Genomic DNA, 23,137 nt, shown 5'->3' with positions numbered 1-23,137 from the left:
CTCCGGGGTCCGCCCGGCGGCGCTTCGGGGCACTTGGCACGATGGTCGGAAAATCGCTGGAAATCCCGCGCAACTGGCGGGTGCAACCGGGTAGACTGTCGACTCGGTCAACCTTCACTCTCATCCCAATGGCTCAAGAACTTTCCGCAGATCAGATCCGTCAGGTCCTGCAGGGCATCAGTGTGCCGCCGCAGCCGCAGATCATGGTCGACCTGCAAATGGAGCAGGTCATGCCGTCCCCGGACCTCAAGTCCATCGCCCGCCTCATCAGCCAGGACCCTGGCCTGTCGGGCGCGTTGCTGAAGATCGTCAATTCGCCCTTCTTCGGCCTGACCAATCGCATCGCCTCGATCCAGCAAGCGGTCAACCTGCTCGGCTGCAACACCGTGATCAACCTGATCAACGCGCAGTCGATCAAGGGCGAGATGACCGATGAGACCATCGTCACGCTGAACCGCTTCTGGGATACCGCCCAGGACGTGGCCATGACATGCCTGACCCTGGCCAAGCGCATCGGCTACCAGTCCGCCGACGAGGCCTATGCCCTGGGGCTGTTCCACAACTGCGGCATCCCGCTGATGCTCAAGCGCTTCCCCGACTACATGATGGTGCTGGAAGAGGCCTATGCCAGCGCAGGTCCGGAGCGCCGTGTGGTGGACACCGAGAATCGCCTGCTGAACACCAACCATGCGGTGGTCGGCTACTTCACCGCGCGGTCCTGGCGTTTGCCGGAGCATCTCTGCGAGGCGATCGCCAACCATCACAACGCGCTGTCCATCTTCACCGACGAGTCGGGCCGCGATGCGCCGCTCAAGACCTTGCTGGCGATCCTCAAGATGGCCGAGCACATCTGCGCGTCGCACCTGGTGCTGGGCAATCAGGCCGAAGATTACGAATGGATGAGCATCCGCTCCCAGGTGCTGGACTACGTGGGGTTGTCGGAGTACGACTTCGAGAACCTCAAGGAAAGCATCCGCGAGCTCGGGACGAGCTGAGCCGTCCCGCTGCCTGAACCGAGATATCGATGCCTGAGTTACCTGAAGTCGAAACCACCCGCCGTGGCATCGCGCCCTTCCTCGAAGGCCAGCGCGTCAGCCGGGTGATCGTTCGTGAGCGTCGACTGCGCTGGCCGATTCCCGAGGACCTGGATGTGCGCCTGTCGGGCCAGCGCATCCTGCATGTGGAACGCCGTGCCAAGTACCTGCTGCTTGAGGCCGAGGTCGGCACCCTGATCAGCCACCTGGGAATGTCCGGCAGCCTTCGCCTGGTGGAGGCCGGACTGGCTGCGGCCAAGCACGAGCATGTGGATATCGAGCTGGAATCGGGTATGGCGCTGCGCTACACCGATCCGCGTCGCTTTGGCGCGTTGCTCTGGAGCGACGATCCGCTGAACCACGAGCTGCTGCGCCATCTGGGCCCGGAGCCCCTGACCGATCTGTTCGACGGCGAGCGCCTGTTCCAGCTGTCCCGTGGCCGCAGCATGGCGGTGAAGCCTTTCATCATGGACAACGCAGTGGTGGTGGGCGTCGGCAACATCTACGCCAGCGAGGCGCTGTTCGCCGCCGGCATCGACCCGCGTCGCGAGGCCGGCTCCATCTCGCGGGCGCGCTACCTGACGCTGGCCGTGGAGATCAAACGCATCCTCGCCCAGGCCATCGAGTGCGGCGGCACCACGCTGCGTGATTTCGTCGGCGGCGACGGCAAGCCGGGCTACTTCCAGCAGGAACTGTTCGTCTACGGCCGCACTGGCGAATTCTGCAAGCGCTGTGGCTCGACCCTGCGGGAAATCCGCCTGGGCCAGCGTGGCAGCGTCTACTGCCCGCGTTGCCAACGCTAATCCCTCGCCGGGTCGGCAGACTCGGCGTCGAGCATTCCTAGAACAAGAAAGAAGTCTGTCCTATGTACGGTAACTACCTGCCCCGCAATCCCTTTGCCGAAACGATCGGCCACGGCGTGCTGCGCCTGATGGGGTGGCGCATCGAAGGGTGCCTGCCGCCACTCGACAAGTTCGTGGTGATCGGCGCCCACCACACCTCCAACTGGGATTTCGTGATCTTCCTCGCGGTCAAGTTCGTGCTGCGGCTGAACGCGCGCTGGTTCGGCAAGCACACCATCTTCCGCTGGCCTTTCGCTGGATTGATGCAGCGTTGGGGCGGCGTGCCGATCCGCCGTCACCTCAAGCTGAACATGGTGGATCAGGCCGTGGAGCGTTTCCGTGAGAACCGCGAGTTCATGCTGGTGATCTCGCCGGAAGGCACTCGCAAGCGGGTCGATCGCTGGAAAATGGGCTTCTATCACATCGCCTGCGGCGCCGGAGTGCCTATAGTTCCGGCTGCGCTGGACTACGCCAACCGCCGGGTAGTGCTCGGCCAGCCGTTCTACCCCACGGGCGACGAACAGGCCGATCTGCGCCAGTTGCTGGCCTTCTATCGCCCGTACGTGCCGAAAAAACCCGACTACGCTTTCAATGGCGATTGAAGGCCGTCACGCCGTCAATGCGCCATGCACTGTTATAGTTTTCCGCACACCCCTAGCTGAAGGATCGCCCGCATGAACCTGTTCCGCACATCCGCTGCTGTCCTGGCGCTGACCACTGGCCTGCTGGCGCTGCCGGCTCATGCGGAAGTGGTGCAGGAAAATACCAGCGGCGACCCCATGTACACCGTCAACGCGCCCAGCGGCTACAGCATGGCCGGCGACGTGATCATCGCCCGACCGCTGCTGCTGGGGGCCACCATCATCGGTACCGGCCTGTTCATCATCAGCCTGCCGTTCTCCGCGCTGGGCGGGAACGTTGGTGAGGCTGCCCATGAACTGGTGGTGGTGCCGGCAAAGGAAACCTTCGTGCGCTGCCTGGGCTGCACCATCAGTGGCTACAAGGCTGACTGACCGCCCGCTCCGGCATCATCGAGACGGCCCCTTTTCGGGGCCGTCGGCGTTTTCGGGCTTCCTGCGGGTTGCCGGCCGGCCGCCGCATCGGGTAATAGCTGGGCCTCGTCTGGTGAAGGAATACCGCCCGTGAAGCACTACTCCCGCATCGTTCTGCTCGCCCTGTCGGCCATCGGCCTGGCCTTGAGCTTCTGGTTCAGCTCCGGTTGGCTGGAACTCTGCGCGGGCCTCGCGCTGTTCCTGTTCGGTATGCAGTGCCTCGAAGAAGGCTTGCGCCAGTTGGCCGGCGGCAAGCTGGAGCAACTGTTGGCGCGCAGTACGGCCACCTCCTTCAAGGGGCTGATGTTCGGCATCTGCGGCACCTTGCTGTTGCAATCCAGCACGCTGGTGTCGCTGCTCACCATCGCGTTCATCAGTGCGGGGCTGATCCAGCTCGCCGGGGGCATTGCCATCCTGTTTGGCGCGAACCTGGGCGCTACAAGCGGCATCTGGCTGCTGGCGCTGGCCGGGCAGAATCTCAGCCTTAGTCCACTTGCGCTGCCGTTGCTGGTCTTCGGTGTGCTTGGCGGTTTCATGGGCGAAAAGAGCAAGGCGGCTGGGCGCATTGTCCTGGGCGTCGCCTTCATCTTTCTCGGCATCGACCAGATCAAGGAAGGCTTTTCCGCCTTCGGAGATGGCCTCGACCTCAGCGCCTACCAGGCCGACGGGTTGGTGGGCAGCTTGCTGTTCGCCCTGATCGGCCTGTTGATAACGGTGGTACTGCAGTCCAGCCACGCCACCCTGATGTTGACCCTGGCTGCCCTGGCCGGCGGCCAGCTGGATTTGGCGCAGGGCTTCGCCATCGCCATCGGCTCCAATGTCGGCAGCAGCGTCACCACCGCCTTCGTCGGCTCCCTTGGCGGCAACCGCAGTGGCCAGCGCCTGGCCCTGGCGCACGTAACCTTCAACGTGGTCACCTGCACGCTGGCGTTCATCCTGCTCGGGCCGTTGAGCTGGATGGTCGATCGGATTGCCGACGCGACGAGCTTGGGTGAGAACGAGCTGATCCAACTGGCGATGTTCCATAGCTTGATCAATGCCATGGGCGTGCTGCTGTTCTGGCCGCTGCAGGAGCGCCTCGCCGGCTGGCTGGTGCACTGGTTGCCGGAGCGCGAAGAACCGCAGGTGCTGATTACCGAGCTGGCTGCCGGTCCAGAAGAGCCGCCGCGCACCCAGGCGCGCTACCTCAATGAACGTGCGCTGGATTCGGTGGACGCTGCCGCCAGCGCGGTGGTGCGCGAACTGCGCCACCTGGGTCGCCTGAGCCTGGAGGTGATCTGCCACGCGCTCTACCTGCCGGTGGACCAGTTGGCCCGTGCGCAGGTCGATGAGAGCCTGCTGCGGGCGCGGCCGGAACGCTACCACCTGGATGCCGAAGCGCTCTATCAACGGCACATCAAGGGCGTGTACGGCGATTTGCTGAGTTTCATGGGCCGGCTCGATCTGCCGCTGGACGAAGCACACCAGCAATTCTGGGTCAGCTGCCAGTTGGCGGCACTGCAACTGGTGGATGCGGTGAAGGATGCCAAGCACCTGCAGAAGAACCTCGGCCGCTACCTGGACCAGGACCCGTCAGCCATCCGGGATGCCTACGTGGACCTGCGCCGCCACCTGCTGGCGATGCTCCACGAGCTGCGCGAGCTGGGCCGCTCCGACTTGCCCGAGGAAGCCTGGAACGAGCGCCTGGGCTGGCTGGATGGGAGAGCCGCAGCCTTCGACGGCGCTTTCCGCACGCGCCTGTTCAATTCTGTGCGCAACGGCGATCTGGATGGCCTGCAGACCAGCTCGCTGATGAACGACCTGGGCTACGCCAGCCGCATCTTCCAGAGCCTGCGTAACGTCTTGATGCTGGGTGAGGGGCAACTGCTGTTCCGCGAGCTGCGTCGGCTGGAACAGGATGACGAATCGCTGATCGTGCTCGAGGGGAATCGGTCGTAGCCCATAGGGTGCGCACGGCGCACCCCTACCCGCATGTAGGGGGCCGCTGCGCGGCCCTTGGCGAATGAATGCGCTATGTCTGCGTTAGCTGTGGCGAGAGATGTACCATTGGGCCAAGAACCTTGCAGGTGCTTGCAACACGTCATGCAGACATAGCCAATGAATTCGCCCCTACTTCATCTTCTCGATTTCAAGCGTTTCGGACAGGCCCAGGCCGCGGGGGTCGCTGGCGGCTTCAAGGTTGCCCTTGGCTTTGTTCCAGAGCAGTACCTGCTGGTTGCCATAGTTGCGCTCAAGCGGTTTCAGGCTGTAGCCACGGGCGCGCAGTTCGGCGCTTTCGCTGCTGCTGAAGGCGCCTGGCTCGTGCTCGATCTGGTCCGGCAGGTATTGGTGGTGGTAGCGCGCCACGGCCGGCCAGCGGCTTACCGGCTGGCCGTCGAGGTACTCCAGCACCGACAGCAGCACCATGCTGGGAATCCGACTGCCACCGGGCGTGCCGAAGGCGGCGAATTCCGTTTCGCTCTCGATGAACGTAGGACTCATGGACGACAGCGGGCGCTTGCCCGAGCCGACGGCATTGGCCTGGCTGGCGGCAAGGCCGTAGGCATTGGAACCAGTCGGGTTGGCGGCGAAGTCGTCCATCTCGTCGTTCAGCAGCACACCGGTGCCGGGCACGGTGAAGGCGGCGCCGAATGGCAGGTTGATGGACAGGGTGGCGGCGACGGCGTTGCCGTCCTTGTCGATCACGGCGAAGTGGGTGGTGTGGTCGCCTTCGCGCCAGGGCGGTGACGGTGGCAGGCTGCTGCTGGGGGTGGCACGGCGGGCATCGATGCCGGCGGCGAGTTTCTTCAGGTAGCTGGCGTCGAGCAATCTGGCCTGGGGGATCGCGACGAAATCCGGGTCGCCCAGCAGGCCGCGGTCGCGGTAGGCGCGACGCAGCGCTTCCACCACGTAGTGGGCGCGTTGCACGCGGTCGGCCTTGCGCCATGGCAGCTCCTGCAGCATGCCCAGGCTCTGGGCAAGGGCGATGCCGCCGGCGGAAGGGGGCGGGGCGCTGATCAGTTCGCGGCCTTCGGCGAGGCGGAAGCGGATCGGCTGGCGCTCCACCGTCTTGTACTCGGCGAGATCGCGCAGGCTCCAGATACCGCCGGCGGCCTTCACGCCCTGCACCAGTTTCTCGGCGGTGGGCCCGCTGTAGAAGCCGGCCTTGCCGTAGCGGGCGATGCGTTCCAGGGTGTTGGCCAATTCAGGCTGGCGCAGCAGGCTGAACTCTTCCGGAATCTCACCCTTGTGATCGAGAAACAGGCGCGCCGTCTCGCGGTCGTCGCGCATCGACGACAGGCGCCAGGCGGCGCGTTGGCGGTAGATGCGATCCACCGAAATACCGTCGCGGGCCAGACGGATGGCCGGCGTCAGGCTGTCGGTCAGCGGCAGGCGGCCGTAGCGGCTGGCGAGATCCGCCAGGGCTGCTGGCAGGCCCGGGATGGCAGCGGCGAGGGGACCGTCCAGGGACAGCGCCGGGTCAACCTTGCCGTCGCGCACGTAAAGGTGCGAATTGGCCGCCAGCGGCGCGCGTTCACGGGCGTCGAGGAAGCGGTAGACGGGCTTGTCTCCGCCTTGGCGGAGCAGGAAGAAGCCACCGCCACCCAGGCCCGAACCGTAGGGCTCGGCAACCGCCAGCGCAGCGCTGATGGCCACGGCAGCATCGAAGGCATTGCCGCCTTGGGCCAGGGTTTCCAGGCCCGCCACGGTAGCCGACGGATGGGGCGTGGCTACCGCCGCCCGGCCCGGCTCGGCGGCCTGCGGGGCGCTCGCGAGCAGCAGCAGCGTCGCGAGTAGTGCGCCACGGTAGGCGCCGCGTACCGGGCGGCCCATGGGTCAGGCCTTGCCGGTGAGCTTCAGGTATTTCTGCATCAGCTCATCCTTGCTTTCGACATGGGTTTCGTCGAGGGGAATGCAGTCGACGGGGCAGACTTGCTGGCATTGGGGTTCGTCGTAGTGGCCGACGCATTCGGTGCACAGGTTGGGATCGATCACGTAGATCTCTTCGCCCTGGGAAATCGCGCCGTTCGGGCACTCGGGCTCGCAGACGTCGCAGTTGATGCAGTCGTCGGTGATCTTGAGGGACATGGGAACAACTCCTGCCGTCGCCAGGCAGCGGCGGCCTTGAACAGAAAATAGCGGAATTGTGCCGGATTGCCGTGATCGGCGCACGCGCCGATCGCCATGGTTCAGGACCGGCGCTGGCGAGCCTTCAGTATCAGCGCTTGAAACGCTCGGCCAATGCCGCAGCGACAGCCGGATGGACGAACTTGCTGATGTCACCGCCCAGGGCCGCTATTTCGCGCACCAGGGTGGAGGAAATGAAGGAGTACCGTTCCGACGGAGTGAGGAACATGCTCTCCACGTCCGGCGCCAGTTGGCGGTTCATGTTGGCCAGCTGGAACTCGTACTCGAAGTCGGAGACCGCGCGCAGGCCGCGGAGGAAGACATTCGCATTCTGCTCCTTGACGAAGTGCGCCAGCAGGGTGGAAAAGCCCACCACCTCGACGTTCGGCAGGTGCTTGGTGACTTCGCGGGCCAGTTCTACGCGCTGCTCCAGGCTGAACAGCGGATTCTTCTTCGGGCTCGCGGCTACGGCGATGATCACCGTATCGAACAGGCGCGAGGCGCGTTCGATCAGATCGCCGTGGCCCTTGGTGATGGGGTCGAAAGTGCCCGGATACAACACTCGGTTCATCGCGACGTCCTGGCAGGGGACCGAAAGGGAATCGGATGGTAGCGCAGCGGGCCCCCGCGGCCAAGATTAGCTGGCATGCGGGGACGCGCGGCAGGCATCTCACGCCTTGCCCAGACGCTCGGCCAGGGCGCTGGCCAGCTTGGCCGTGAGGCCGTAGACCGACAGCTGCGGGTTGGCGCCGATGCTGGTGGGGAACAGCGAGCCGTCGTGGATCGACAGGTTGGCCAGTTGATGGTGCCGGCCCAGGCTGTCGGTGACCGCCTGCTTCGGGTCCTCGCCCATGGCGCAGCCGCCCATCACGTGGGCGCTACCCAGGCGTGCGCGGTAGAGCTCCATCGACAGGCCGTCGATCTGGTTGCGTGCTTGGTCCAGGGTCTTCACGTAGTCGGCGTCGTTGTGCATCGGCAACACGGCGCGGGCGCCTGCTGCAAACTGGATTTCGGCCATGACGTGGTAGGCCCGGCGGATGCCGTCCCAGGTGTAGTCGGTCATACGGTAGTCGAGCACCGGGCTGCCGTCGCCGCGCAGCTCTACCGAGCCCTCGGCGCTGTGCGGGTGGAAGCCGTCGCGCATCAGCGCCAGCATCACGTTGGTATGCGGCAGCTGCTCCATGCGCAGGGCGTTGTCGATGCCGAATCTTCCCAGCAGGGTGGTGGTGAGCGCGGGCTGCAGCGGCGGCACTTCCAGCTTGTAGGACATGCGCCCGGTGGCGCCGTCGTCCCACTGGAAGTGATCGGAGTAGATGGACTGTGGCGCGCCGTAGAAGGGGTTGATCACCCGGTCGAACTGCGCGGCGGAGAAGTTCACCACATGCAGGAAGGTGCGCTTGCCGGTGCGGCCGTGCGGGTCCGGCGCGTTGGAGCGCAGGAGCAGGCCGGGGGTGTTGATGCCGCCACCGGACAGCACGTAATGGCGCGCCTTGACCGTGATCTTGCGGCCATTGGGCGCCACGCAACGGTCGTCCAGGCCGAGGCACTCGATGCCGGTGACCTTGTCGCCTTCGATCAGCAGTTTGTTGGCGCGGGCCAGATAAAGCAGCTCGCCGCCCTTTTCCAGGGTGGCGGGAATGGTGGTGACCAGCATCGACTGCTTGGCGTTGGTCGGGCAGCCCATGCCACAGTAGCCGAGGTTCCAGCAGCCGCGCACGTTGCGTGGGATGACTTTCCAGTGCAGCCCGAGCTTCTCGCAGCCCAGGCGGATCACATCGTTGTTCGGGTTCGGCGGGATGGCCCAGGGCGCGACGCCGAGGCGCTGTTCCATGTTCTCGAACCAGGGGGCCATCTCGGCCACTGACAGGCCTTTCACGCCGTGCTCGCGGGCCCAGTGCTCCAGCGTGGGCTCCGGGGTGCGGAAGCTGGAGGTCCAGTTGATGAGCGTAGTGCCGCCTACTGCGCGGCCCTGGAGGATGGTGATGGCGCCATCCTTGGTCATGCGGCCGATGCCTTCCTGATAGAGGCTCGGGTAGGCCTCGGCTTCCTGCATCTTGAAGTCGGAGCTGGTCTTCAGCGGGCCTTCCTCGATCAGCAGCACCTTGAAACCGGCTGCGCTGAGGATTTCCGCCGTCGTGCCGCCACCGGCGCCGCTGCCGACGATGGCGACATCGGCTTCCAGGGTCAGGTCTTGTTCCAGGCGTGAGCCGTTGTGGGTTTTCCAGCCACGGGCCAGGCCCTCGGCGAACAGATCGGGTACAGGCATGTCAGGGTCTCGGGCGAGTTCTTGTCGTTATGGTGTGGATCAGATGGCGGGTGGCCCTGGGTAACCGCAGTGCACCCAGGATTCCGGGCGGCCATACCAGGCCATCAGCACCAGTTGCAGCAGGGACGCGTGGCCCATCTTCAGGAGGCCGACGGAGCTGTTTTCCCAGCGCGTGAGGAAGTCGCGAATGTCCTGGGCGCTGGCTTTCTCCCAACTGCCCCAGACGCCGGTCAATGGGCCGCGGGTGACCGGCAGGGCCAGTACGTCGAAGAGCTGCTGGGTCAGTTTGAGCATTTCCGGCGACAAACGGTGCAGGGCGTAGTCGAGGCTCTGCAAGGTGCTGTCCACGGCCTGGGCCATCTTTTCGCCGGGCACGGCGCCCTCGAGCATTACCGGGACCAGCGCGCGAAGGAACGGCAGGTCGGAGTCACGCAGCACGGCGAAGCCGCCCGCCGGCACGCTGGCCGAACAGCCGGTGAGGCTCGCGGTGACCCCTACGGTGGCGAGGAAGGCCGAGCCGAACAGGCCGACCTTGAGCAGGTTGCGCCGGGAAAGGCCCGGCGCGTCGAAGGTGGTTTCGCTCATTCTTGTTATCTGCCTGCGAAAGCCCGGCTCAGCGGACGAAGAGTTTGTAGACCAGCTTCTGGATGGCCTTGCCGTAAGGCGGGTAAATCATTTTCGCGGCATTGAAGCGCTGCTTGATGAATACGCCCTTGGCCTTGCTGAAGGTCAGGAAGCCTTCATGGCCATGATAGTGGCCCATGCCGGAGGGGCCGACCCCGCCGAAGGGCATGTCGTCCTGGGCCACGTGCAGCAGGGTGTCGTTCAGGCACACGCCGCCGGAGTGGGTCTCGTGCAGCACGCGCTGCTGCTCCGACTTGCCGTAGCCGAAGTAGTAGAGGGCCAGTGGGCGCGGGCGGTCGTTGATATAGGCGAAGGCGTCGTCGATACGGCGGTAAGGGACGACCGGCAGCAAGGGGCCGAAAATTTCCTCTTGCATCAGCTTCATGTCGTCGGTGGCGTTCAGCACCAGGGTGGCGGGCAGGCGGCGGCCCTGGGATTCGGGGAACAGCGGCACCAGGCGCGCGCCCTTGGCTTCTGCGTCGCTCAGGTAGCCTTTGAGGCGGCCCAGTTGGCGCTCGTTGATGATGGCGGTGTAGTCGGGGTTGTCGCTCAACTGCGGGTAGAAGCCCTGCACCGCCTGGCGATACGCCTCGACGAAGCCCTCGACCCGGTCTTCCGGCACCAGCACGTAGTCCGGTGCCACGCAGGTCTGGCCGGCGTTCATGGTCTTGCCGAACGCGATTCGCTCCGCGGCATCGGCCAGGGGCACATCGGCGGAGACGATGGCTGGCGACTTGCCGCCCAGTTCCAGGGTGACCGGGGTCAGGTTCTCGGCGGCGGCGCGCATCACATGCTTGCCGATGCTGGTGGCACCGGTGAACAGCAGGTGGTCGAAGGGCAGTCGGGAGAAAGCCACACCCACTTCGGCCTCGCCCAGTGCCACGGCCACCAGGTCCTCGGGGAAGATGCGTGCCAGCAGGTCCTTGACCAACTGGGAGGTGGCCGGGGTGGATTCGCTCATCTTGATCATCACCCGGTTGCCGGCTGCCAGAGCGCCCACCAGCGGGCCGATGGCCAGGTACAGCGGGTAGTTCCACGGCACGATCACGCCGACCACACCAAGCGGCTGGTACACCACCTTGGCCGATGCTGGCTGGAAGGCCAGGCCGACGCCGCGGCGGGAAGGCTTCATCCACTTCTTCAGGCGCTTGGCGGCATAGTGGATGCCATGGAGGCTGGGCATGATCTCGGCCAGCAGGGTCTCGTTGGCCGAGCGGTTGCTGAAATCCTGAGAAATCGCGTCGATCAGGGCCTGTTTTTCGGCGAGCAGCAGATCACGAAGGGCGTTGAGCCACTGGATTCGCTGGTCTGCGCTGGGCATGGGGTTCGCGCGGAATGCCTCGCGCTGGCGCTGGAAGAGGGTTTCCAGCTGGCTGATCTGCTGCTGGCTCTGTTGCAGGTAGGCGATGTCGGCGACCATGGCGCGGTTCCTCGGGGGTTCCGGAAGCGTTCGAATCCACTGGGGCGGATACGAAGCGGCTCTGTTGTTGTAGTGTCGCTGGTTTTTAGAGCAATTGCTCTAAAGTGTCAAATAGCTTGCCTGCCGGACTGCCCGGCGGCAGCCCAACGAAAAGCTGGGCGGGGTGGCTGCGGGTAACACCAGGTGTTTCCGAGCGCCTGGGCGGTGTACCTTTGGTGCACGCCGTGCCCCACCGATTGCAGGAAGATTCACCCGATGGCCCCAAGACCCAAGACTCGCGACCGCATCGTTCTGGAGAGCCTCGCGCTATTCAACACCCAGGGCGAGCGCAATGTGACCACCAACCACATCGCCGCACATCTGGGCATGTCGCCGGGCAACCTGTATTACCACTTCCGCAACAAGCAGGAGATCATCGCCGAGCTGTTCGATCACTACGAAGCACGGGTGGACAGCTTTCTTCGCCTTCCGGAAGGGCGCGAGGTATCGGTAGAGGACAAGACCTTCTACCTGGAATCCCTGTTGGCGGCCATGTGGGACTTCCGCTTCCTGCACCGCGACCTGGAACACTTGCTGGAGTCGGATGCGGAGCTCGCCGCGCGCTACCGCCTGTTCGCCCAGCGCTGCCTGGACCACGCCCAGGCCATCTACCGGGGGTTCGTCGCTGCCGGCATCCTGTTGATGAACCCCGCGCAGGTCGAAGCCCTGACTCTCAATAGCTGGATCATCGTCACCTCGTGGGTGCGTTTCCTCTGTACGACGCGGGGCGATTCCGCAGATCTCAGCCAGGAACTGCTGCGCCGCGGCATCTACCAGGTGCTGGCGTTGGAAGGTGGCTACCTCGCGCCTGAAGCGCAGCCAGCGGTCAAGGCGCTCTACGAGAAGCTGTACGTGCCGCTGGAGCAGATTGTTCCAAACTAGCGGCAGCTCCCCAGCCAATCCGGAATCCGTCGCTCCAGATAGTAGGCGGGTTTCTGCGGCGATCCTTCGACGAAGCCCACATGCCCGCCGCGCGCATGCAGTTCCATGCGGGTAGTGGCCGAAAGTTCGTGGGCGTCCGGCAGGCTGTGGCGAAAGACGAAGGGGTCGTCGGAGGATTGGATCAGTAGCGTGGGGATGCGGATACCACCCAGATAAAAGCGGCTGGAGGCGCGGCGGTAGTAGTCGTGGGCGTCGTTGTAGCCGTGCAGCGGCGCGGTGATGCGGCCGTCGAAGTCCCAGAAGGTGCGCATGCCCTCCAGTGAGCCGAGGCGTTCCAGGGTGGACAGATGCTCGGCCTGACCCTGGTGGGCGAACAGGCGCTGCTTGTTCTTCACGTAGGCCACCATCTCGCGCATGAAATGCGCCTGGTAGACACGCGAAAAACCCAGGGCGATACGGTCGGCGCACTGGTCCAGGCGGTACGGCACCGATACTGCTACCGCTCCTTGCAGGCCACAGTCGTCGCCGGTTTCCCCCAGGTGTTTGAGCAGTACGTTGCCCCCCAGCGAGTAGCCCACGGCGTAGAGCGGTGCCAGCGGTCGGCTGGCGCGCAGGTGCCGGACGGTGGTCGCCAGGTCCTCGCTGACACCCGAGTGGTAACCGCGGGGCAGCAGGTTGGGCTCGCCCGAGCAGCCGCGCCAGTTGATGGCTACGCTGGCCCAGCCACGGGTGGCCAGTTCCTGCTGCAGGCCGAGCACGTAGAGCGAGTTGGACGAGCCGGTCAGCCCGTGCAGGACCAGCACCAGAGGTGCATCGGCTTCATGGGGGCCATACCAGTCCAGATCGAGGAAGTCGCCGTCCTCCAGCCACAGGCGCTCGCGTTGCCGCTCCAGGTGGGGCGGCGTGCGACAGAACGGCGACCAGAGGGTCTGCAGGTGCGGACCCGGCAACCACCAGGCGGGCTGGAAGCTGGTGCGGTTGGTGACTGGGGTGTGGAACGAGTTCATCGGCGCGGCCGTTACTCAGAGGGCGGGATTTCCCTGTCTGCGCGTTGCCAAAGGGCGTAGTACACCTGGCCGGTTTTCTTTTCGCGGTGCAGGCGCCAGTTGCCTGGAAGGCCAAGTGTGGAGGGTGGATTCTCACTTTCGGTATAGACCCAGGCGCGGGGAGTCAGCCAGCCACGGTTTTCCAGCAAGTTGCAGACCGGCTGCAGCAGGCCCTGGTTGAAGGGGGGGTCGAGGAACACCAGGTCGAAGGCGCTGGGTGCCTGGTTGTCCAGGTAACGCAGGGCATCGCTCTGCAGCAGTTGGCCCCTGTCGCAGCGCAGTACGTTCAGGTGACCGCGCAGGGCAGCCACGGAATCGGGGTTGAGGTCCAGCGCAAGCCCTTCTGCCGCGCCGCGCGACAGGGCTTCCAGGTAAAGCGCGCCGCTGCCGGCGAAGGGGTCCAGTACGCGCGCGCCCTCCACGTGGGGCGCAAGCCAGTTGAACAGCGTCTCGCGCACCCGGTCGGGAGTGGGCCGCAGGCTGGGGCCGTCGGGGAAGGCGAAGCGCCGCGAGCGCCATTCGCCGCCGATGATGCGGAGCTGGCCCTGGCCTCCGTGGGACGGTCTGGCGGGTTTGGCGTTTGGCTTGCGCATTAGTGCTCCGGTACGCCGCTGGGCATTTCGGCGGGTTTGTCGGTGGGCGGCGGCAGGTCCTTCTGGGTGACGGTCGGACCGGCGGTGACGATGACGAACTGGTCGGGATTCAGGTGTTTGGCCATGGCGGTCTTGACCTGGGCGACGTCCAGCGTCTGGACCTTCGCCATGAAGTCTTCCAGGTAAGTCAGCGGCAGGTCGTAGAAGCCGATGGCGCCCAACTGGCCGACGATGGCGGCGTTGCTCGCGGTGGAGAGCGGGAAGCTGCCGGCCAGTTCGCGCTTGGCGTCGTCCAGTTCCTTCTGGGTGGGACCGTCGGCCAGGTACTGGCGGACGATGTCCTGGATCAGCTTGAGAGTGCCCTGGCTCATTTCGGCGCGGGTCTGCAGGCCGATCATGAAGGGGCCTCGCACCTGCATGGCGGTGAAGCCGGAGCTGACGCCGTAGGTCAGGCCGCGCTTCTCGCGAATCTCTTCCATCAGCCGGGTGCCGAAGCCGCCGCCGCCGAGGATCTGGTTGCCCAGGTAGAGCGCCGCGTAGTCCGGGTCGTTCCGGTCGATGCCGAGCTGAGCCAGCATCAGATGGGTCTGGTTGGAGGGGAACTCGATATGGTTGAGACCGGGCTTGGGTGCTTCGGGCTCCGGCAGCCTGGCCAGGGCCGGGCCTTTGGGCAGGGCCCGGGATACCTGGTTGGCGATGGCTTCGGCGTCAGTGCGGGACAGGTCGCCGACCAGGGCGATCACCAGGTTGCCGGCGGCGTAGGCCTTTTGATGGAAGTCGCGCATCTGGGCGACGGTGATGCCGGGGATGGACTTCTCGTTGCCTTCGCTGGAGTGGGCGTAGGGATGTTGGCCGTAGAGCTTCTTGAAGAGTTCCAGGCCAGCGAGCTTGCCCGGGTTCTGCTTCTGGTATTCGAAGCCAGCGAGCATCTGATTCTTGATCCGCGCGAGGGAGTCTTCAGGGAAGGTCGGGGCACCGATCACCTGGGTAAACAGCGCCAGGGCAGGCGCGCGTTGCTCGGCGGCGGTGAGGCTGCGCAGGCTGGCAATGGCCATGTCACGGTAGGCGCCGTTGCCGAACTCCGCGCCCAGGCTCTCGAAGCCTTCGGCGATGGCGGTGACATCCTTGCCGGCCACGCCCTCGTTGAGCATGGCATTAGTCAGGGTCGCCAATCCGGGAGTGCCGCCGTCCTGGCTGCTGCCGGCCGCAAAGGTCAGGCGCAGGTCGAACATCGGCAACTCGGGAGCGGCGACGAACAGCACCTTGGCGCCTTCGGCAGTCGTCCAGCTCTGGATGTCCAGCGTGCGGCGGCCGGGCGCCTTGTTACCCAGCTCAGCCAGTGATTGCAGGCCTTCAGCCGGTGCCGGGGTGGCGGTTTCAGCGGTGGCGGTACTGGCCGGGCGGTTGGCGATGACGCCGAGCACGCCGAGCAGGACGATCAGGGCCAGACCGAGCAGGCCGTAACGCAGGCCGTTGCGCTCACTCATGGTGGGCCTCCTCGGGCAGGATGTGGGCGACGCTCAGGCGGTCGCGGGTGAAGTAAGTCTTGGCAGCGGCCTGGATATCGGCGGGGGTCACGGCTTCCAGGGCGGCGAGGTCCTGGTCCATCAACGTCCAGGACAGGCCGACGGTTTCCAGCTGGCCGATGGTGGTGGCCTGGCTGGTGATGGAGTCGCGCTGGTAGACCAGGCCGGCGATGGCCTGGGCGCGCACGCGCTTGAGCTCCTCGGCGCTGGGCGGGGTGTTCTTCAGGTCTTCCAGCTGGCGCCAGATGCCGGCCTCGGTCTGCTCCAGGGTCTTGCCCTTCTGCATGTTGGGGGTGGCACTGATGACGAACAGGCTGTCGCCGCGGGGGAAGCCGTCGTACCAGGCGGAGGCGCCGCTGACCAATTCTTCGCCGCGCTCCAGGCGGCTCGGCAGTCGTGCGCTGTAGCCGCCGTCGAGCAGGGTGGAGATCAGGCGCAGGGCGTGGACCTGGCGAGCGTCCTTGGCGGTCGCCAGGCCGGGCACGTTGAAGCCCATCAGCAGGCTCGGCAGCTGCGTGCGCACGTGCAACGTCAGGCGGCGTTCGCCGGGGGCGGCCAGCTCCAGGGGTTTCTTCGCGGGCGGCACTTTGCGCTTGGGAATTCCGGCGAAATAGCGCTCGGCAAGGCCCTTGACCTCGTCTGGGGTAACGTCGCCCACCACTACCAGGGTGGCGTTGTTCGGGGCGTACCAGGATTCGTACCAGTGGCGCAGCTCCTCCACCTTCATGCGGTTGAGGTCAGCCATCCAGCCGATGGTGGGGATGTGGTAGCCGCTGGCCGGATAGGCCATCGCCTTGAAGCGCTCGAAGGCCTTGGCCGTGGGCTTGTCATCGGTGCGCAGGCGGCGTTCTTCCTTGATTACCTCGATCTCCCGAGTGAATTCCTCGGGCGGCAGCTTGAGGCTGGCGAGGCGATCGGCTTCCAGCTCGAAGGCGACGCCCAGGCGGTCACGGGCGAGCACCTGGTAATAGGCGGTGTAGTCGTCGCTGGTGAAGGCGTTTTCCTCGGCGCCGAGCTCCCGGAGTATGCGTGAGGCTTCGCCGGGGCCGAGATTGCGGCTGCCCTTGAACATCATGTGCTCGAGGGCGTGGGAGAGACCGGTCTGGCCGGGCGTTTCGTAACTCGAGCCAACTTTGTACCAGAGCTGGGACACCACCACGGGGGCACGATGGTCCTCACGGACGACGACTTTCAGGCCGTTGTCCAGGGTGAACTCGTGGGTGGGCTGGTTGTCTGCAGCGAGGGCCAGAGCAGGCAGGCAGAGGGCGCAATACAGCAAGCCGGCGGCTTGTCGGGCAATGGCTTTCATTGATGTTCTTGACCTGTCGGACGGCCCCGGCGGTCGTACCGCCTGCGGGCGAAGAGGTGCTAGGATACCCCATCCTTTCCCGGGGCGGCGAAGCTGGCCGGCATAGAGCCAGCGCGGTCGCTCCCTTGAGATGCAATCGACTCATGTTTGGTTCCAACGACGACAAGAAAGCTCCGGCCCAGGCCGGGGAAAAGAAATCCTTGTTCGGCTGGCTGCGCAAGAAGCCCCAGGAAACCGTCCCCGCCACTCCGGCGGAGCCGGTGGTTCCTGTCGAGGCCGAGGTGCCGGCCGCATCCACGCCTGCGCCCGAAGCAGTTTCAGCTCCCGGACCGGTCACTGACACGCTGGCCGAGGCGACCCCGGCTGCCGCGCCTGCGGCCGCTCCGGTGATTGCCGAAGTGCCTGTGCCCGAAGCCACGCCCGTGGCGGCCGAGGCCCCGCCTTTCGCCCCCGCACCTGTCGCCGCGCCTGTGGTTGTTGAATCCCCGGTCGTCGCCGAGCCTGCTGCACCTGCACCTGCACCTGCACCTGCACCTGCACCTGCAGCCGCCCAGCCGGTTTCGCTCAGCGAACCTGTCCCGGTTGCCGAAATTGCCCCTGCCGTCCCGGCCGAGCCCGCCAAAGCCGGGTTCTTCACCCGCCTCAAGCAGGGCCTGTCGAAGACCAGCGCCAGCATCGGCGAAGGCATGGCCAGCCTGTTCCTCGGGCGCAAGGTCATCGACGACGATCTGCTGGATGAAATCGAAACTCGCCTGCTGACCGCCGACGTTGGTGTGGAAGCGACCAGTGTCATCGTCCAGAGCCTGACCCAGAAGGTCGCGCGCAAGCAGCTTGCCGATGCCGATGCCCTCTACAAGGCGCTGCAGGACGAACTGGCTGCCCTGCTGCGTCCGGTCGAACAGCCGCTGAAGATCGAAGGCGGTCGTACGCCTTACGTGATCCTGGTGGTTGGCGTGAACGGTGTCGGCAAGACCACCACCATCGGCAAGCTGGCCAAGAAACTGCAACTGGAAGGCAAGAAGGTCATGCTGGCTGCCGGCGACACCTTCCGCGCCGCCGCAGTGGAGCAGCTGCAAGTGTGGGGGGAGCGCAACAACATCGCCGTGATCGCCCAGCACACCGGCGCCGATTCCGCTTCCGTGATCTTCGACGCCGTGCAGGCCGCCAAGGCCCGGGGCGTCGATGTGCTGCTTGCCGACACCGCCGGCCGTCTGCACACCAAGGACAACTTGATGGAAGAGCTGAAGAAGGTGCGCCGCGTGATCGGCAAGCTGGACGAGTCGGCTCCCCACGAAGTGCTGCTGGTTCTGGACGCCGGCACTGGGCAGAACGCCATCAACCAGGCCAAGCAATTCCACCAGGCGGTCAACCTGTCCGGCCTGGCGCTGACCAAACTGGACGGCACCGCCAAGGGCGGGGTGATCTTCGCCCTGGCCAAGCAATTCGGCCTGCCGATCCGCTACATCGGTGTGGGTGAAGGCATCGACGACCTGCGCACCTTCGAAGCCGACGCCTTCGTGAAGGCCCTCTTCGCTGAGCGGGAGTCCGCATGATTCGATTCGAGCAGGTCGGTAAACGCTACCCCAATGGCCATGTTGGCCTGCACGAACTGAGCTTCCGCGTCCGCCGCGGCGAGTTCCTCTTCGTTACCGGCCACTCCGGCGCCGGCAAGAGCACCTTGCTGCGCCTGCTGCTGGCGATGGAGCGCCCCACCAGTGGCAAGCTGCTGCTGGCCGGCCAGGACCTGTCGAGCATCACCAACTCGCAGATTCCCTTCCTGCGTCGTCAGATCGGCGTCGTCTTTCAGAACCACCAATTGCTCTTCGACCGTAGCGTGTTCGACAACGTCGCCCTGCCGCTGCAGATCCACGGTTTGTCCAAGGTGGAGATCGCCAAGCGGGTCAGCGTGGCGCTGGAGCGCGTGTCATTGGCGGACAAGGCCGAGCTCTATCCGGCCGACCTGTCCACCGGTCAGCAGCAACGCGTCGGTATCGCCCGCGCCGTGGTGCACCGGCCGGCCCTGCTGCTGGCCGACGAACCCACCGGCAACCTGGACCCGCGCCTGGCCGCCGAGATCATGGGCGTGTTCGAGGACATCAATCGTTTGGGCACCACAGTGCTGATCGCCAGTCACGACCTGGCGCTCATCGCGCGCATGCGCCACCGTCTGCTCACCTTGCAACGCGGCCGCCTGATCGGCGACGGGGAGGCTGTCTGATGAGTGCCAAGCAGATGCCGCCGCCAAAGCCTGCCGAACGTGTAGGGGCTTCGCCCCGGCATGTCGAGTCGCCGGAGACGGGTGACGAAGGTCCGGATTTCCGCACCCTGTTGCACGCCTGGCTGGAAAGCCATCGGGCCAGCCTGGTAGACAGCCTGCGTCGTCTGGGGCGTCAGCCCATCGGCAGCTTCTTCACCTGCCTGGTGATGGCCATCGCCCTTAGCCTGCCCATGGGCTTGTCCCTGCTGCTTAGCAACGTCGAGCGCCTGGGTGGCTCTTGGCAGCGAGCGGCGCAGATTTCCCTGTTCATGAAGATCGACGCCAGCGAGTCCCAGGGTCAGAAGTTGCGCGATGAGATCGCCGGCATGCCTGACGTGGCCGAGGCCGAGTGGATCAGCCGCGAGCAGGCCCTGGCGGAACTGCAGCAGCAGTCCGGTCTGGGGGAAGCCCTCAAGGAACTACCGGAGAACCCGCTGCCGGGCGTGGTCCTGGTGACGCCCAAGGAAGTCGACAAGGCCGGCCTGGAAGCCCTGCGCCAGCGCCTGTCCGAACTGCCCGGCATCGAGCAGGCGCAGCTGGACCTGGTTTGGGTCGAGCGCCTGTCGGCCATCCTCAAACTGGGCGAGCGTTTCGTCTTCGGCCTGGCGGTGCTGCTGATCCTGGCGCTGCTGCTGGTGATCGGTAACACCATTCGTCTGCATATCGAGAACCGCCGTACCGAGATCGAGGTGATCAAGCTGGTGGGCGGGACCGACAGCTATGTGCGCCGTCCCTTCCTCTATATGGGCGCGCTCTATGGCACCGGCGCCGGCCTGCTGGCCTGGCTGGTGCTGGCCTACGGCCTGGACTGGTTGAACGATGCCGTGGTGCGTCTTGCCGGGCTGTACGGCAGCGACTTCGCCCTGGCAGGCGTGCCATTGGCCGATGGTCTATCCCTGCTTCTGGGCGCCGTGCTGCTGGGTTACATTGGTGCCTGGCTGGCTGTCGCCCGTCATCTCAGCGAACTGGCGCCGCGCTAGAAGGCGACGCGTTTCGCAGCTTTTGCGAGGGGTGTAAGGAAACTTTTACACCCCCTTGCAGTCATATAGGCCAGTGCTACACTGCGCGAGCTTTAGTGAATCGGAGGATTCGCATGACCACTTCCCTGCAACCTGTCTATGCCCTGGCCCCCGGCGCGAACCTGGAGGCATACGTGCATGCGGTCAACGGCATCCCGCTGTTGTCTGTCGAGCAGGAGCGCGAACTGGCCGAACGCCTCTTCTACGAACAAGATCTGGAAGCGGCACGGCAAATGGTGTTGGCGCACCTGCGCTTCGTCGTGCATATCGCCAAGAGTTATTCCGGCTATGGCCTGGCTCAGGCCGACCTGATCCAGGAAGGCAACGTAGGCCTGATGAAGGCCGTCAAGCGCTTCAACCCCGAAATGGGTGTGCGCCTGGTGTCGTTCGCGGTCCATTGGATCAAGGCCGAGATCCATGAGTTCATCCTGCGCAACTGGCGGATCGTCAAGGTCGCCACCACCAAGGCGCAGCGCAAGCTGTTCTTCAACCTGCGCAGCCAGAAGAAGCGTCTGACCTGGCTGAACAACGATGAAGTCCACGCGGTGGCCAACACCCTTGGTGTCGAGCCACACGAAGTGCGCGAGATGGAGAGCCGTCTCACCGGCCAGGACATGGCGTTCGACCCGGCGGCGGATGCCGACGACGACACTGCCTTCCATTCGCCGGCGCACTACCTGGAAGACCACCGCTACGACCCGGCGCGCCAGTTGGAGGAAGCCGACTGGAGCGACAGCTCCACCGCCAACCTGCACGAGGCGCTGGATGGCCTGGACGATCGCAGTCGCGACATTCTCTACCAGCGCTGGCTGGCCGAGGAAAAGGCGACGCTGCACGACCTGGCGGCCAAGTACAACGTATCCGCCGAGCGTATTCGCCAGTTGGAGAAGAACGCCATGAACAAGCTCAAGGGCTTCATTCAGGCGTGACGTTGAAACCCGAAAAAGCCGCACCTTGGTGCGGCTTTTTTCTGTCTGGAGAAAATCGCCATGCCCCTGCCGTCCCTGCGTTCCAGTCACTGGCTGCTGCTCGCCGCGGTCGCCGTGCTGTTCTTTTCCCTGGCGCTGTGGATGAGCAAGCAGTCCGACCGGGCCGATCCGCTGCCCTGGTTGGTGGACTGGCAGGAGTCGGTCATCGTCCCCCTGGCCGACGATGACTTGACCCTGGAAAGGCTGACTGAGCTGGCGTCGGGAGAGCTCTGGTTGCAGCCACGCGCAGAAGGACCGCGTCTGGTCTACCGCTCCGAACAGGAGAGGGAGGAAGGGATCTGGCGTCTAGAGGCAGAGCTGGAGCTCAGTGACAGTGAGCACGCCAGCCTGGCCAAGGCCTTGGGCAAGGGTACCGAAGAGCAGCCCCTGAGCGGCGAGATGCTGGGGCAACTGAGTGGGCACCGCGTGGCGGTGCTGAATATGGTACCCATGTCCGATGTTTCGGCGGCGCGCCTGGCCGCCAGTATCGGCCCGCCGCGGCTGCGCCTGCGCACCGGCGAAGGTGAAGTCTGGGTCTATCCCCAGCAGGGGCTGAGCGTGCACTTGCTCGAAGGCAAGCTGCAGCTGCTGCACCTGGTGCCGCGTGAGGCAATGAAGAACTGAGTTGCCCCGGGTCTCAGAGCTGCTCCAGGTAGCTACTGCCGCCCAACTGGTTCATCTGTCGGCGAATCCAGCCGGCGCGAGTGGCGACATACCCGCTTGGCCGCGAAGGGCTCCATTTGCGCGGGTTGGGCAGCACCGCTGCAAGCAGGGCCGCCTGCTGGCGTGACAGACGCTTGGCGGGCACCCCGAAGTGCTGGTGTGCCGCAGCCTCTGCGCCGAAAACGCCGTTGCCCCATTCGACGCTATTCAGATAGACCTCAAGGATGCGGTGCTTCGGCCAGAACAGTTCGATCAGTCCGGTGAACCAGACTTCCAGCCCCTTGCGGACCCAATTGCGGCCGGACCAGAGGAACAGATTCTTCGCCACCTGCTGGCTGAGGGTGCTGGCGCCGCGGACGGACCCGCCGCGCTCGTTGTGCGCCAGGGCCTTGCGGATAGCCGGAATATCGAATCCCCAGTGCTCGGCGAATTTCTGGTCTTCAGCGGCGATCACCGCGATTTTCAGGTCGTTCGGCAACTCGTCCCAGGACACCCAGTCGCGTTTGATGTCGATGGGTTTGCCGTCGATCCACGACTCGATCTTGCGTTCTACCATCAGCATCGAGCCTGGCGGAGGCAACCAGCGGAACAGGATCACCAGCAGCACGGATGCCGCCGCGAACCAGAGCAGCAATTTGAAAAGGCGGCGGCGAATGGTGTGGAACATCTAACTTGGCCCGGGGAAAGTTGCGCGCCATTATAGCGGCCGTCTGTCCCTGGTCTGGAGTCTCCATGACGCGCCTGTTCCTGCTGCTGTCCGCATTCGCCGGTTTCACCGGAGTGGCCCTGGGCGCGTTCGCCGCCCACGGATTGAAAAACAGGCTGACTCCGGAGTACCTGGCGGTGTTCCAGACCGGCACGCATTACCAACTGATCCACGCCCTGGCCCTGTTCGGTGTCGCCCTGCTGGCGATGCATGCGCCCGGTCGGCTGGTGAGCCTGGCGGGTGGCTTCTTCGCCCTCGGCATCCTGTTGTTCTCCGGCAGCCTCTACCTGCTGACCCTATCCGGCGTCGGCAAGCTCGGCATCATTACCCCCTTTGGCGGGCTGGCCTTCCTCGCCGGCTGGCTGTGCTTGGGGTTGGCCGCCTGGAACCTCGCCAATCGGTAACTTGACCGTGGCGTCAAATTTCGGGACGAATGGCGTCCATTTGCCTTGGTCCCGCGCGGCGATCGGGCTAGAATGCCGTCCCCTTTCCAGTTGTGACTGATCCGTCATGCGCATTCAGTTGAACGGCGATTCCTTCGAGCTGCCCGATGGCCAGACCGTCGCGGACCTCATTGCCCGCCTGGATCTGGCCGGCCGCCGCGTCGCGGTCGAGCTTAACCTCGACATCGTGCCGCGCAGCCAGCATGCCAGCACCGCCCTGCGTGAGGGCGACCGCGTCGAGGTGGTACACGCCATAGGCGGCGGCTAGTCGCGCGGGCCATGTGCCTGCCCGGTCGCCCCATTTGCAGCATCCGTTCCGCGCTTCGCGCACTTTCCTCTGC

At 65.2% G+C, this 23,137-nt stretch carries 24 protein-coding genes; 13 read left to right on the top strand and 11 right to left on the bottom strand.

Translation table 11 applies throughout. The annotated features are described in order from the left end of the window. The first annotated feature begins 128 nt into the window (after positions 1 to 128). From G559_RS0115285 to G559_RS0115265, 5 genes are all read left to right on the top strand, one after another. Complete coding sequence (locus G559_RS0115285; RefSeq protein WP_028629067.1) at positions 129 to 995, top strand: HDOD domain-containing protein; 867 nt, start codon at positions 129 to 131, stop codon at positions 993 to 995. Positions 996 to 1,024: 29 nt separating this feature from the next. After that, positions 1,025 to 1,837 carry a bifunctional DNA-formamidopyrimidine glycosylase/DNA-(apurinic or apyrimidinic site) lyase gene (gene mutM / locus G559_RS0115280; protein WP_028629066.1) on the top strand — a complete coding sequence of 271 codons (813 nt, stop codon included), beginning with the start codon at positions 1,025 to 1,027 and terminating at the stop codon, positions 1,835 to 1,837. A gap of 62 nt (positions 1,838 to 1,899) precedes the next feature. Further along, a complete protein-coding gene (locus G559_RS0115275) occupies positions 1,900 to 2,478 on the top strand; it encodes a lysophospholipid acyltransferase family protein (protein ID WP_028629065.1) in 579 nt (192 codons plus the stop codon). 72 nt (positions 2,479 to 2,550) lie between these two features. Further along, positions 2,551 to 2,889 (top strand): hypothetical protein, encoded by a 339-nt coding sequence (locus tag G559_RS0115270; RefSeq protein ID WP_028629064.1) that lies wholly within the window; start codon positions 2,551 to 2,553, stop codon positions 2,887 to 2,889. A gap of 129 nt (positions 2,890 to 3,018) precedes the next feature. After that, the gene (locus G559_RS0115265) at positions 3,019 to 4,866 is read left to right on the top strand and encodes a Na/Pi cotransporter family protein (RefSeq protein WP_028629063.1); all 1,848 of its coding nucleotides are present in this window, start codon (positions 3,019 to 3,021) and stop codon (positions 4,864 to 4,866) included. A 171-nt stretch (positions 4,867 to 5,037) separates the two neighbouring features. On the opposite strand, the gene ggt is transcribed toward G559_RS0115265, so the two are convergent. The 6 genes from ggt to G559_RS0115235 form a co-directional block, all read right to left on the bottom strand. Beyond that, on the bottom strand, positions 5,038 to 6,741 hold the full coding sequence (ggt, locus tag G559_RS0115260; RefSeq protein WP_028629062.1) for a gamma-glutamyltransferase: 1,704 nt from the start codon (positions 6,739 to 6,741) through the stop codon (positions 5,038 to 5,040). 3 nt (positions 6,742 to 6,744) lie between these two features. Beyond that, positions 6,745 to 6,996, bottom strand: a complete 252-nt coding sequence (locus tag G559_RS0115255) for a YfhL family 4Fe-4S dicluster ferredoxin (RefSeq protein WP_028629061.1) — start codon at positions 6,994 to 6,996, stop codon at positions 6,745 to 6,747. Between the two features lie 130 nt (positions 6,997 to 7,126). Next, positions 7,127 to 7,606 carry a pantetheine-phosphate adenylyltransferase gene (gene coaD, locus G559_RS0115250; RefSeq protein ID WP_028629060.1) on the bottom strand — a complete coding sequence of 160 codons (480 nt, stop codon included), beginning with the start codon at positions 7,604 to 7,606 and terminating at the stop codon, positions 7,127 to 7,129. A 99-nt stretch (positions 7,607 to 7,705) separates the two neighbouring features. Beyond that, on the bottom strand, positions 7,706 to 9,301 hold the full coding sequence (locus G559_RS0115245) for a GMC family oxidoreductase (RefSeq protein WP_028629059.1): 1,596 nt from the start codon (positions 9,299 to 9,301) through the stop codon (positions 7,706 to 7,708). 39 nt (positions 9,302 to 9,340) lie between these two features. Further along, on the bottom strand, positions 9,341 to 9,886 hold the full coding sequence (locus G559_RS0115240) for a hypothetical protein (RefSeq protein ID WP_028629058.1): 546 nt from the start codon (positions 9,884 to 9,886) through the stop codon (positions 9,341 to 9,343). Positions 9,887 to 9,914: 28 nt separating this feature from the next. Continuing rightward, a complete protein-coding gene (locus tag G559_RS0115235) occupies positions 9,915 to 11,345 on the bottom strand; it encodes a coniferyl aldehyde dehydrogenase (RefSeq protein ID WP_028629057.1) in 1,431 nt (476 codons plus the stop codon). Between the two features lie 255 nt (positions 11,346 to 11,600). Here G559_RS0115235 and G559_RS0115230 point away from each other — a divergent pair, with 255 nt between their 5' ends. After that, a complete protein-coding gene (locus G559_RS0115230) occupies positions 11,601 to 12,266 on the top strand; it encodes a TetR/AcrR family transcriptional regulator (RefSeq protein WP_028629056.1) in 666 nt (221 codons plus the stop codon). Here G559_RS0115230 and G559_RS0115225 read toward each other — a convergent pair. Genes G559_RS0115225 through G559_RS0115210 form a run of 4 tightly spaced genes read right to left on the bottom strand, consistent with a single transcriptional unit; the run spans position 12,263 to position 16,740 of the window. After that, positions 12,263 to 13,273 (bottom strand): hydrolase, encoded by a 1,011-nt coding sequence (locus G559_RS0115225; protein WP_036997467.1) that lies wholly within the window; start codon positions 13,271 to 13,273, stop codon positions 12,263 to 12,265. The genes G559_RS0115230 and G559_RS0115225 overlap by 4 nt on opposite strands. Before the next feature lie 11 nt (positions 13,274 to 13,284). Further along, complete coding sequence (rsmD, locus tag G559_RS0115220; protein ID WP_028629054.1) at positions 13,285 to 13,905, bottom strand: 16S rRNA (guanine(966)-N(2))-methyltransferase RsmD; 621 nt, start codon at positions 13,903 to 13,905, stop codon at positions 13,285 to 13,287. After that, entirely contained in the window at positions 13,905 to 15,392 is a 1,488-nt protein-coding gene (locus tag G559_RS0115215) for a M16 family metallopeptidase (RefSeq protein ID WP_028629053.1), read from the bottom strand. Before G559_RS0115215 ends, rsmD begins: the two co-directional genes overlap by 1 nt. Further along, the gene (locus G559_RS0115210) at positions 15,385 to 16,740 is read right to left on the bottom strand and encodes a M16 family metallopeptidase (RefSeq protein ID WP_028629052.1); all 1,356 of its coding nucleotides are present in this window, start codon (positions 16,738 to 16,740) and stop codon (positions 15,385 to 15,387) included. Before G559_RS0115210 ends, G559_RS0115215 begins: the two co-directional genes overlap by 8 nt. 143 nt (positions 16,741 to 16,883) lie before the next feature. Between G559_RS0115210 and ftsY the strand changes: the two genes are divergently transcribed. From ftsY to G559_RS0115185, 5 genes are all read left to right on the top strand, one after another. Continuing rightward, positions 16,884 to 18,293 (top strand): signal recognition particle-docking protein FtsY, encoded by a 1,410-nt coding sequence (ftsY, locus tag G559_RS0115205; protein ID WP_028629051.1) that lies wholly within the window; start codon positions 16,884 to 16,886, stop codon positions 18,291 to 18,293. Next, on the top strand, positions 18,290 to 18,958 hold the full coding sequence (gene ftsE / locus G559_RS0115200) for a cell division ATP-binding protein FtsE (protein ID WP_028629050.1): 669 nt from the start codon (positions 18,290 to 18,292) through the stop codon (positions 18,956 to 18,958). The genes ftsY and ftsE overlap by 4 nt, the downstream gene beginning before the upstream one ends. After that, entirely contained in the window at positions 18,958 to 19,977 is a 1,020-nt protein-coding gene (gene ftsX, locus G559_RS0115195) for a permease-like cell division protein FtsX (RefSeq protein WP_028629049.1), read from the top strand. Before ftsE ends, ftsX begins: the two co-directional genes overlap by 1 nt. 113 nt (positions 19,978 to 20,090) lie before the next feature. Further along, positions 20,091 to 20,945 carry an RNA polymerase sigma factor RpoH gene (gene rpoH, locus G559_RS0115190; RefSeq protein ID WP_028629048.1) on the top strand — a complete coding sequence of 285 codons (855 nt, stop codon included), beginning with the start codon at positions 20,091 to 20,093 and terminating at the stop codon, positions 20,943 to 20,945. Positions 20,946 to 21,005: 60 nt separating this feature from the next. Continuing rightward, on the top strand, positions 21,006 to 21,608 hold the full coding sequence (locus G559_RS0115185) for a hypothetical protein (protein WP_028629047.1): 603 nt from the start codon (positions 21,006 to 21,008) through the stop codon (positions 21,606 to 21,608). Positions 21,609 to 21,621: 13 nt separating this feature from the next. On the opposite strand, the gene mtgA is transcribed toward G559_RS0115185, so the two are convergent. After that, positions 21,622 to 22,314: a monofunctional biosynthetic peptidoglycan transglycosylase gene (gene mtgA, locus G559_RS0115180; protein WP_028629046.1), complete on the bottom strand. Its 693-nt coding sequence runs from the start codon at positions 22,312 to 22,314 to the stop codon at positions 21,622 to 21,624. 65 nt (positions 22,315 to 22,379) lie between these two features. Here mtgA and G559_RS0115175 point away from each other — a divergent pair, with 65 nt between their 5' ends. Together G559_RS0115175 and thiS are read left to right on the top strand one after the other, a co-directional pair. After that, a complete protein-coding gene (locus G559_RS0115175) occupies positions 22,380 to 22,757 on the top strand; it encodes a DUF423 domain-containing protein (protein WP_028629045.1) in 378 nt (125 codons plus the stop codon). A gap of 106 nt (positions 22,758 to 22,863) precedes the next feature. Beyond that, positions 22,864 to 23,064, top strand: a complete 201-nt coding sequence (gene thiS / locus G559_RS0115170) for a sulfur carrier protein ThiS (RefSeq protein ID WP_028629044.1) — start codon at positions 22,864 to 22,866, stop codon at positions 23,062 to 23,064. Positions 23,065 to 23,137: the final 73 nt, after the last annotated feature.

The sequence above is a fragment of the Metapseudomonas resinovorans DSM 21078 genome, from assembly GCF_000423545.1.
Classification (GTDB): Bacteria; Pseudomonadota; Gammaproteobacteria; order Pseudomonadales; family Pseudomonadaceae; genus Metapseudomonas; species Metapseudomonas resinovorans.
The sequence above is the reverse complement of the archived record's forward strand: the minus strand, read 5'-3'. Positions and strand labels throughout refer to the sequence as shown.

What these genes read in the sequence shown, in the direction of transcription:
- G559_RS0115285 (WP_028629067.1), top strand. Translation starts at nt 129, where the DNA reads ATGGCTCAAGAACTTTCCGCAGATCAGATCCGTCAGGTCCTGCAGGGC.
- mutM (WP_028629066.1), top strand. Translation starts at nt 1,025, where the DNA reads ATGCCTGAGTTACCTGAAGTCGAAACCACCCGCCGTGGCATCGCGCCC.
- G559_RS0115275 (WP_028629065.1), top strand. Translation starts at nt 1,900, where the DNA reads ATGTACGGTAACTACCTGCCCCGCAATCCCTTTGCCGAAACGATCGGC.
- G559_RS0115270 (WP_028629064.1), top strand. Translation starts at nt 2,551, where the DNA reads ATGAACCTGTTCCGCACATCCGCTGCTGTCCTGGCGCTGACCACTGGC.
- ggt (WP_028629062.1), bottom strand. Translation starts at nt 6,741, where the DNA reads ATGGGCCGCCCGGTACGCGGCGCCTACCGTGGCGCACTACTCGCGACG.
- G559_RS0115255 (WP_028629061.1), bottom strand. Translation starts at nt 6,996, where the DNA reads ATGTCCCTCAAGATCACCGACGACTGCATCAACTGCGACGTCTGCGAG.
- coaD (WP_028629060.1), bottom strand. Translation starts at nt 7,606, where the DNA reads ATGAACCGAGTGTTGTATCCGGGCACTTTCGACCCCATCACCAAGGGC.
- G559_RS0115245 (WP_028629059.1), bottom strand. Translation starts at nt 9,301, where the DNA reads ATGCCTGTACCCGATCTGTTCGCCGAGGGCCTGGCCCGTGGCTGGAAA.
- G559_RS0115240 (WP_028629058.1), bottom strand. Translation starts at nt 9,886, where the DNA reads ATGAGCGAAACCACCTTCGACGCGCCGGGCCTTTCCCGGCGCAACCTG.
- G559_RS0115235 (WP_028629057.1), bottom strand. Translation starts at nt 11,345, where the DNA reads ATGGTCGCCGACATCGCCTACCTGCAACAGAGCCAGCAGCAGATCAGC.
- G559_RS0115230 (WP_028629056.1), top strand. Translation starts at nt 11,601, where the DNA reads ATGGCCCCAAGACCCAAGACTCGCGACCGCATCGTTCTGGAGAGCCTC.
- G559_RS0115225 (WP_036997467.1), bottom strand. Translation starts at nt 13,273, where the DNA reads ATGAACTCGTTCCACACCCCAGTCACCAACCGCACCAGCTTCCAGCCC.
- rsmD (WP_028629054.1), bottom strand. Translation starts at nt 13,905, where the DNA reads ATGCGCAAGCCAAACGCCAAACCCGCCAGACCGTCCCACGGAGGCCAG.
- G559_RS0115215 (WP_028629053.1), bottom strand. Translation starts at nt 15,392, where the DNA reads ATGAGTGAGCGCAACGGCCTGCGTTACGGCCTGCTCGGTCTGGCCCTG.
- G559_RS0115210 (WP_028629052.1), bottom strand. Translation starts at nt 16,740, where the DNA reads ATGAAAGCCATTGCCCGACAAGCCGCCGGCTTGCTGTATTGCGCCCTC.
- ftsY (WP_028629051.1), top strand. Translation starts at nt 16,884, where the DNA reads ATGTTTGGTTCCAACGACGACAAGAAAGCTCCGGCCCAGGCCGGGGAA.
- ftsE (WP_028629050.1), top strand. Translation starts at nt 18,290, where the DNA reads ATGATTCGATTCGAGCAGGTCGGTAAACGCTACCCCAATGGCCATGTT.
- ftsX (WP_028629049.1), top strand. Translation starts at nt 18,958, where the DNA reads ATGAGTGCCAAGCAGATGCCGCCGCCAAAGCCTGCCGAACGTGTAGGG.
- rpoH (WP_028629048.1), top strand. Translation starts at nt 20,091, where the DNA reads ATGACCACTTCCCTGCAACCTGTCTATGCCCTGGCCCCCGGCGCGAAC.
- G559_RS0115185 (WP_028629047.1), top strand. Translation starts at nt 21,006, where the DNA reads ATGCCCCTGCCGTCCCTGCGTTCCAGTCACTGGCTGCTGCTCGCCGCG.
- mtgA (WP_028629046.1), bottom strand. Translation starts at nt 22,314, where the DNA reads ATGTTCCACACCATTCGCCGCCGCCTTTTCAAATTGCTGCTCTGGTTC.
- G559_RS0115175 (WP_028629045.1), top strand. Translation starts at nt 22,380, where the DNA reads ATGACGCGCCTGTTCCTGCTGCTGTCCGCATTCGCCGGTTTCACCGGA.
- thiS (WP_028629044.1), top strand. Translation starts at nt 22,864, where the DNA reads ATGCGCATTCAGTTGAACGGCGATTCCTTCGAGCTGCCCGATGGCCAG.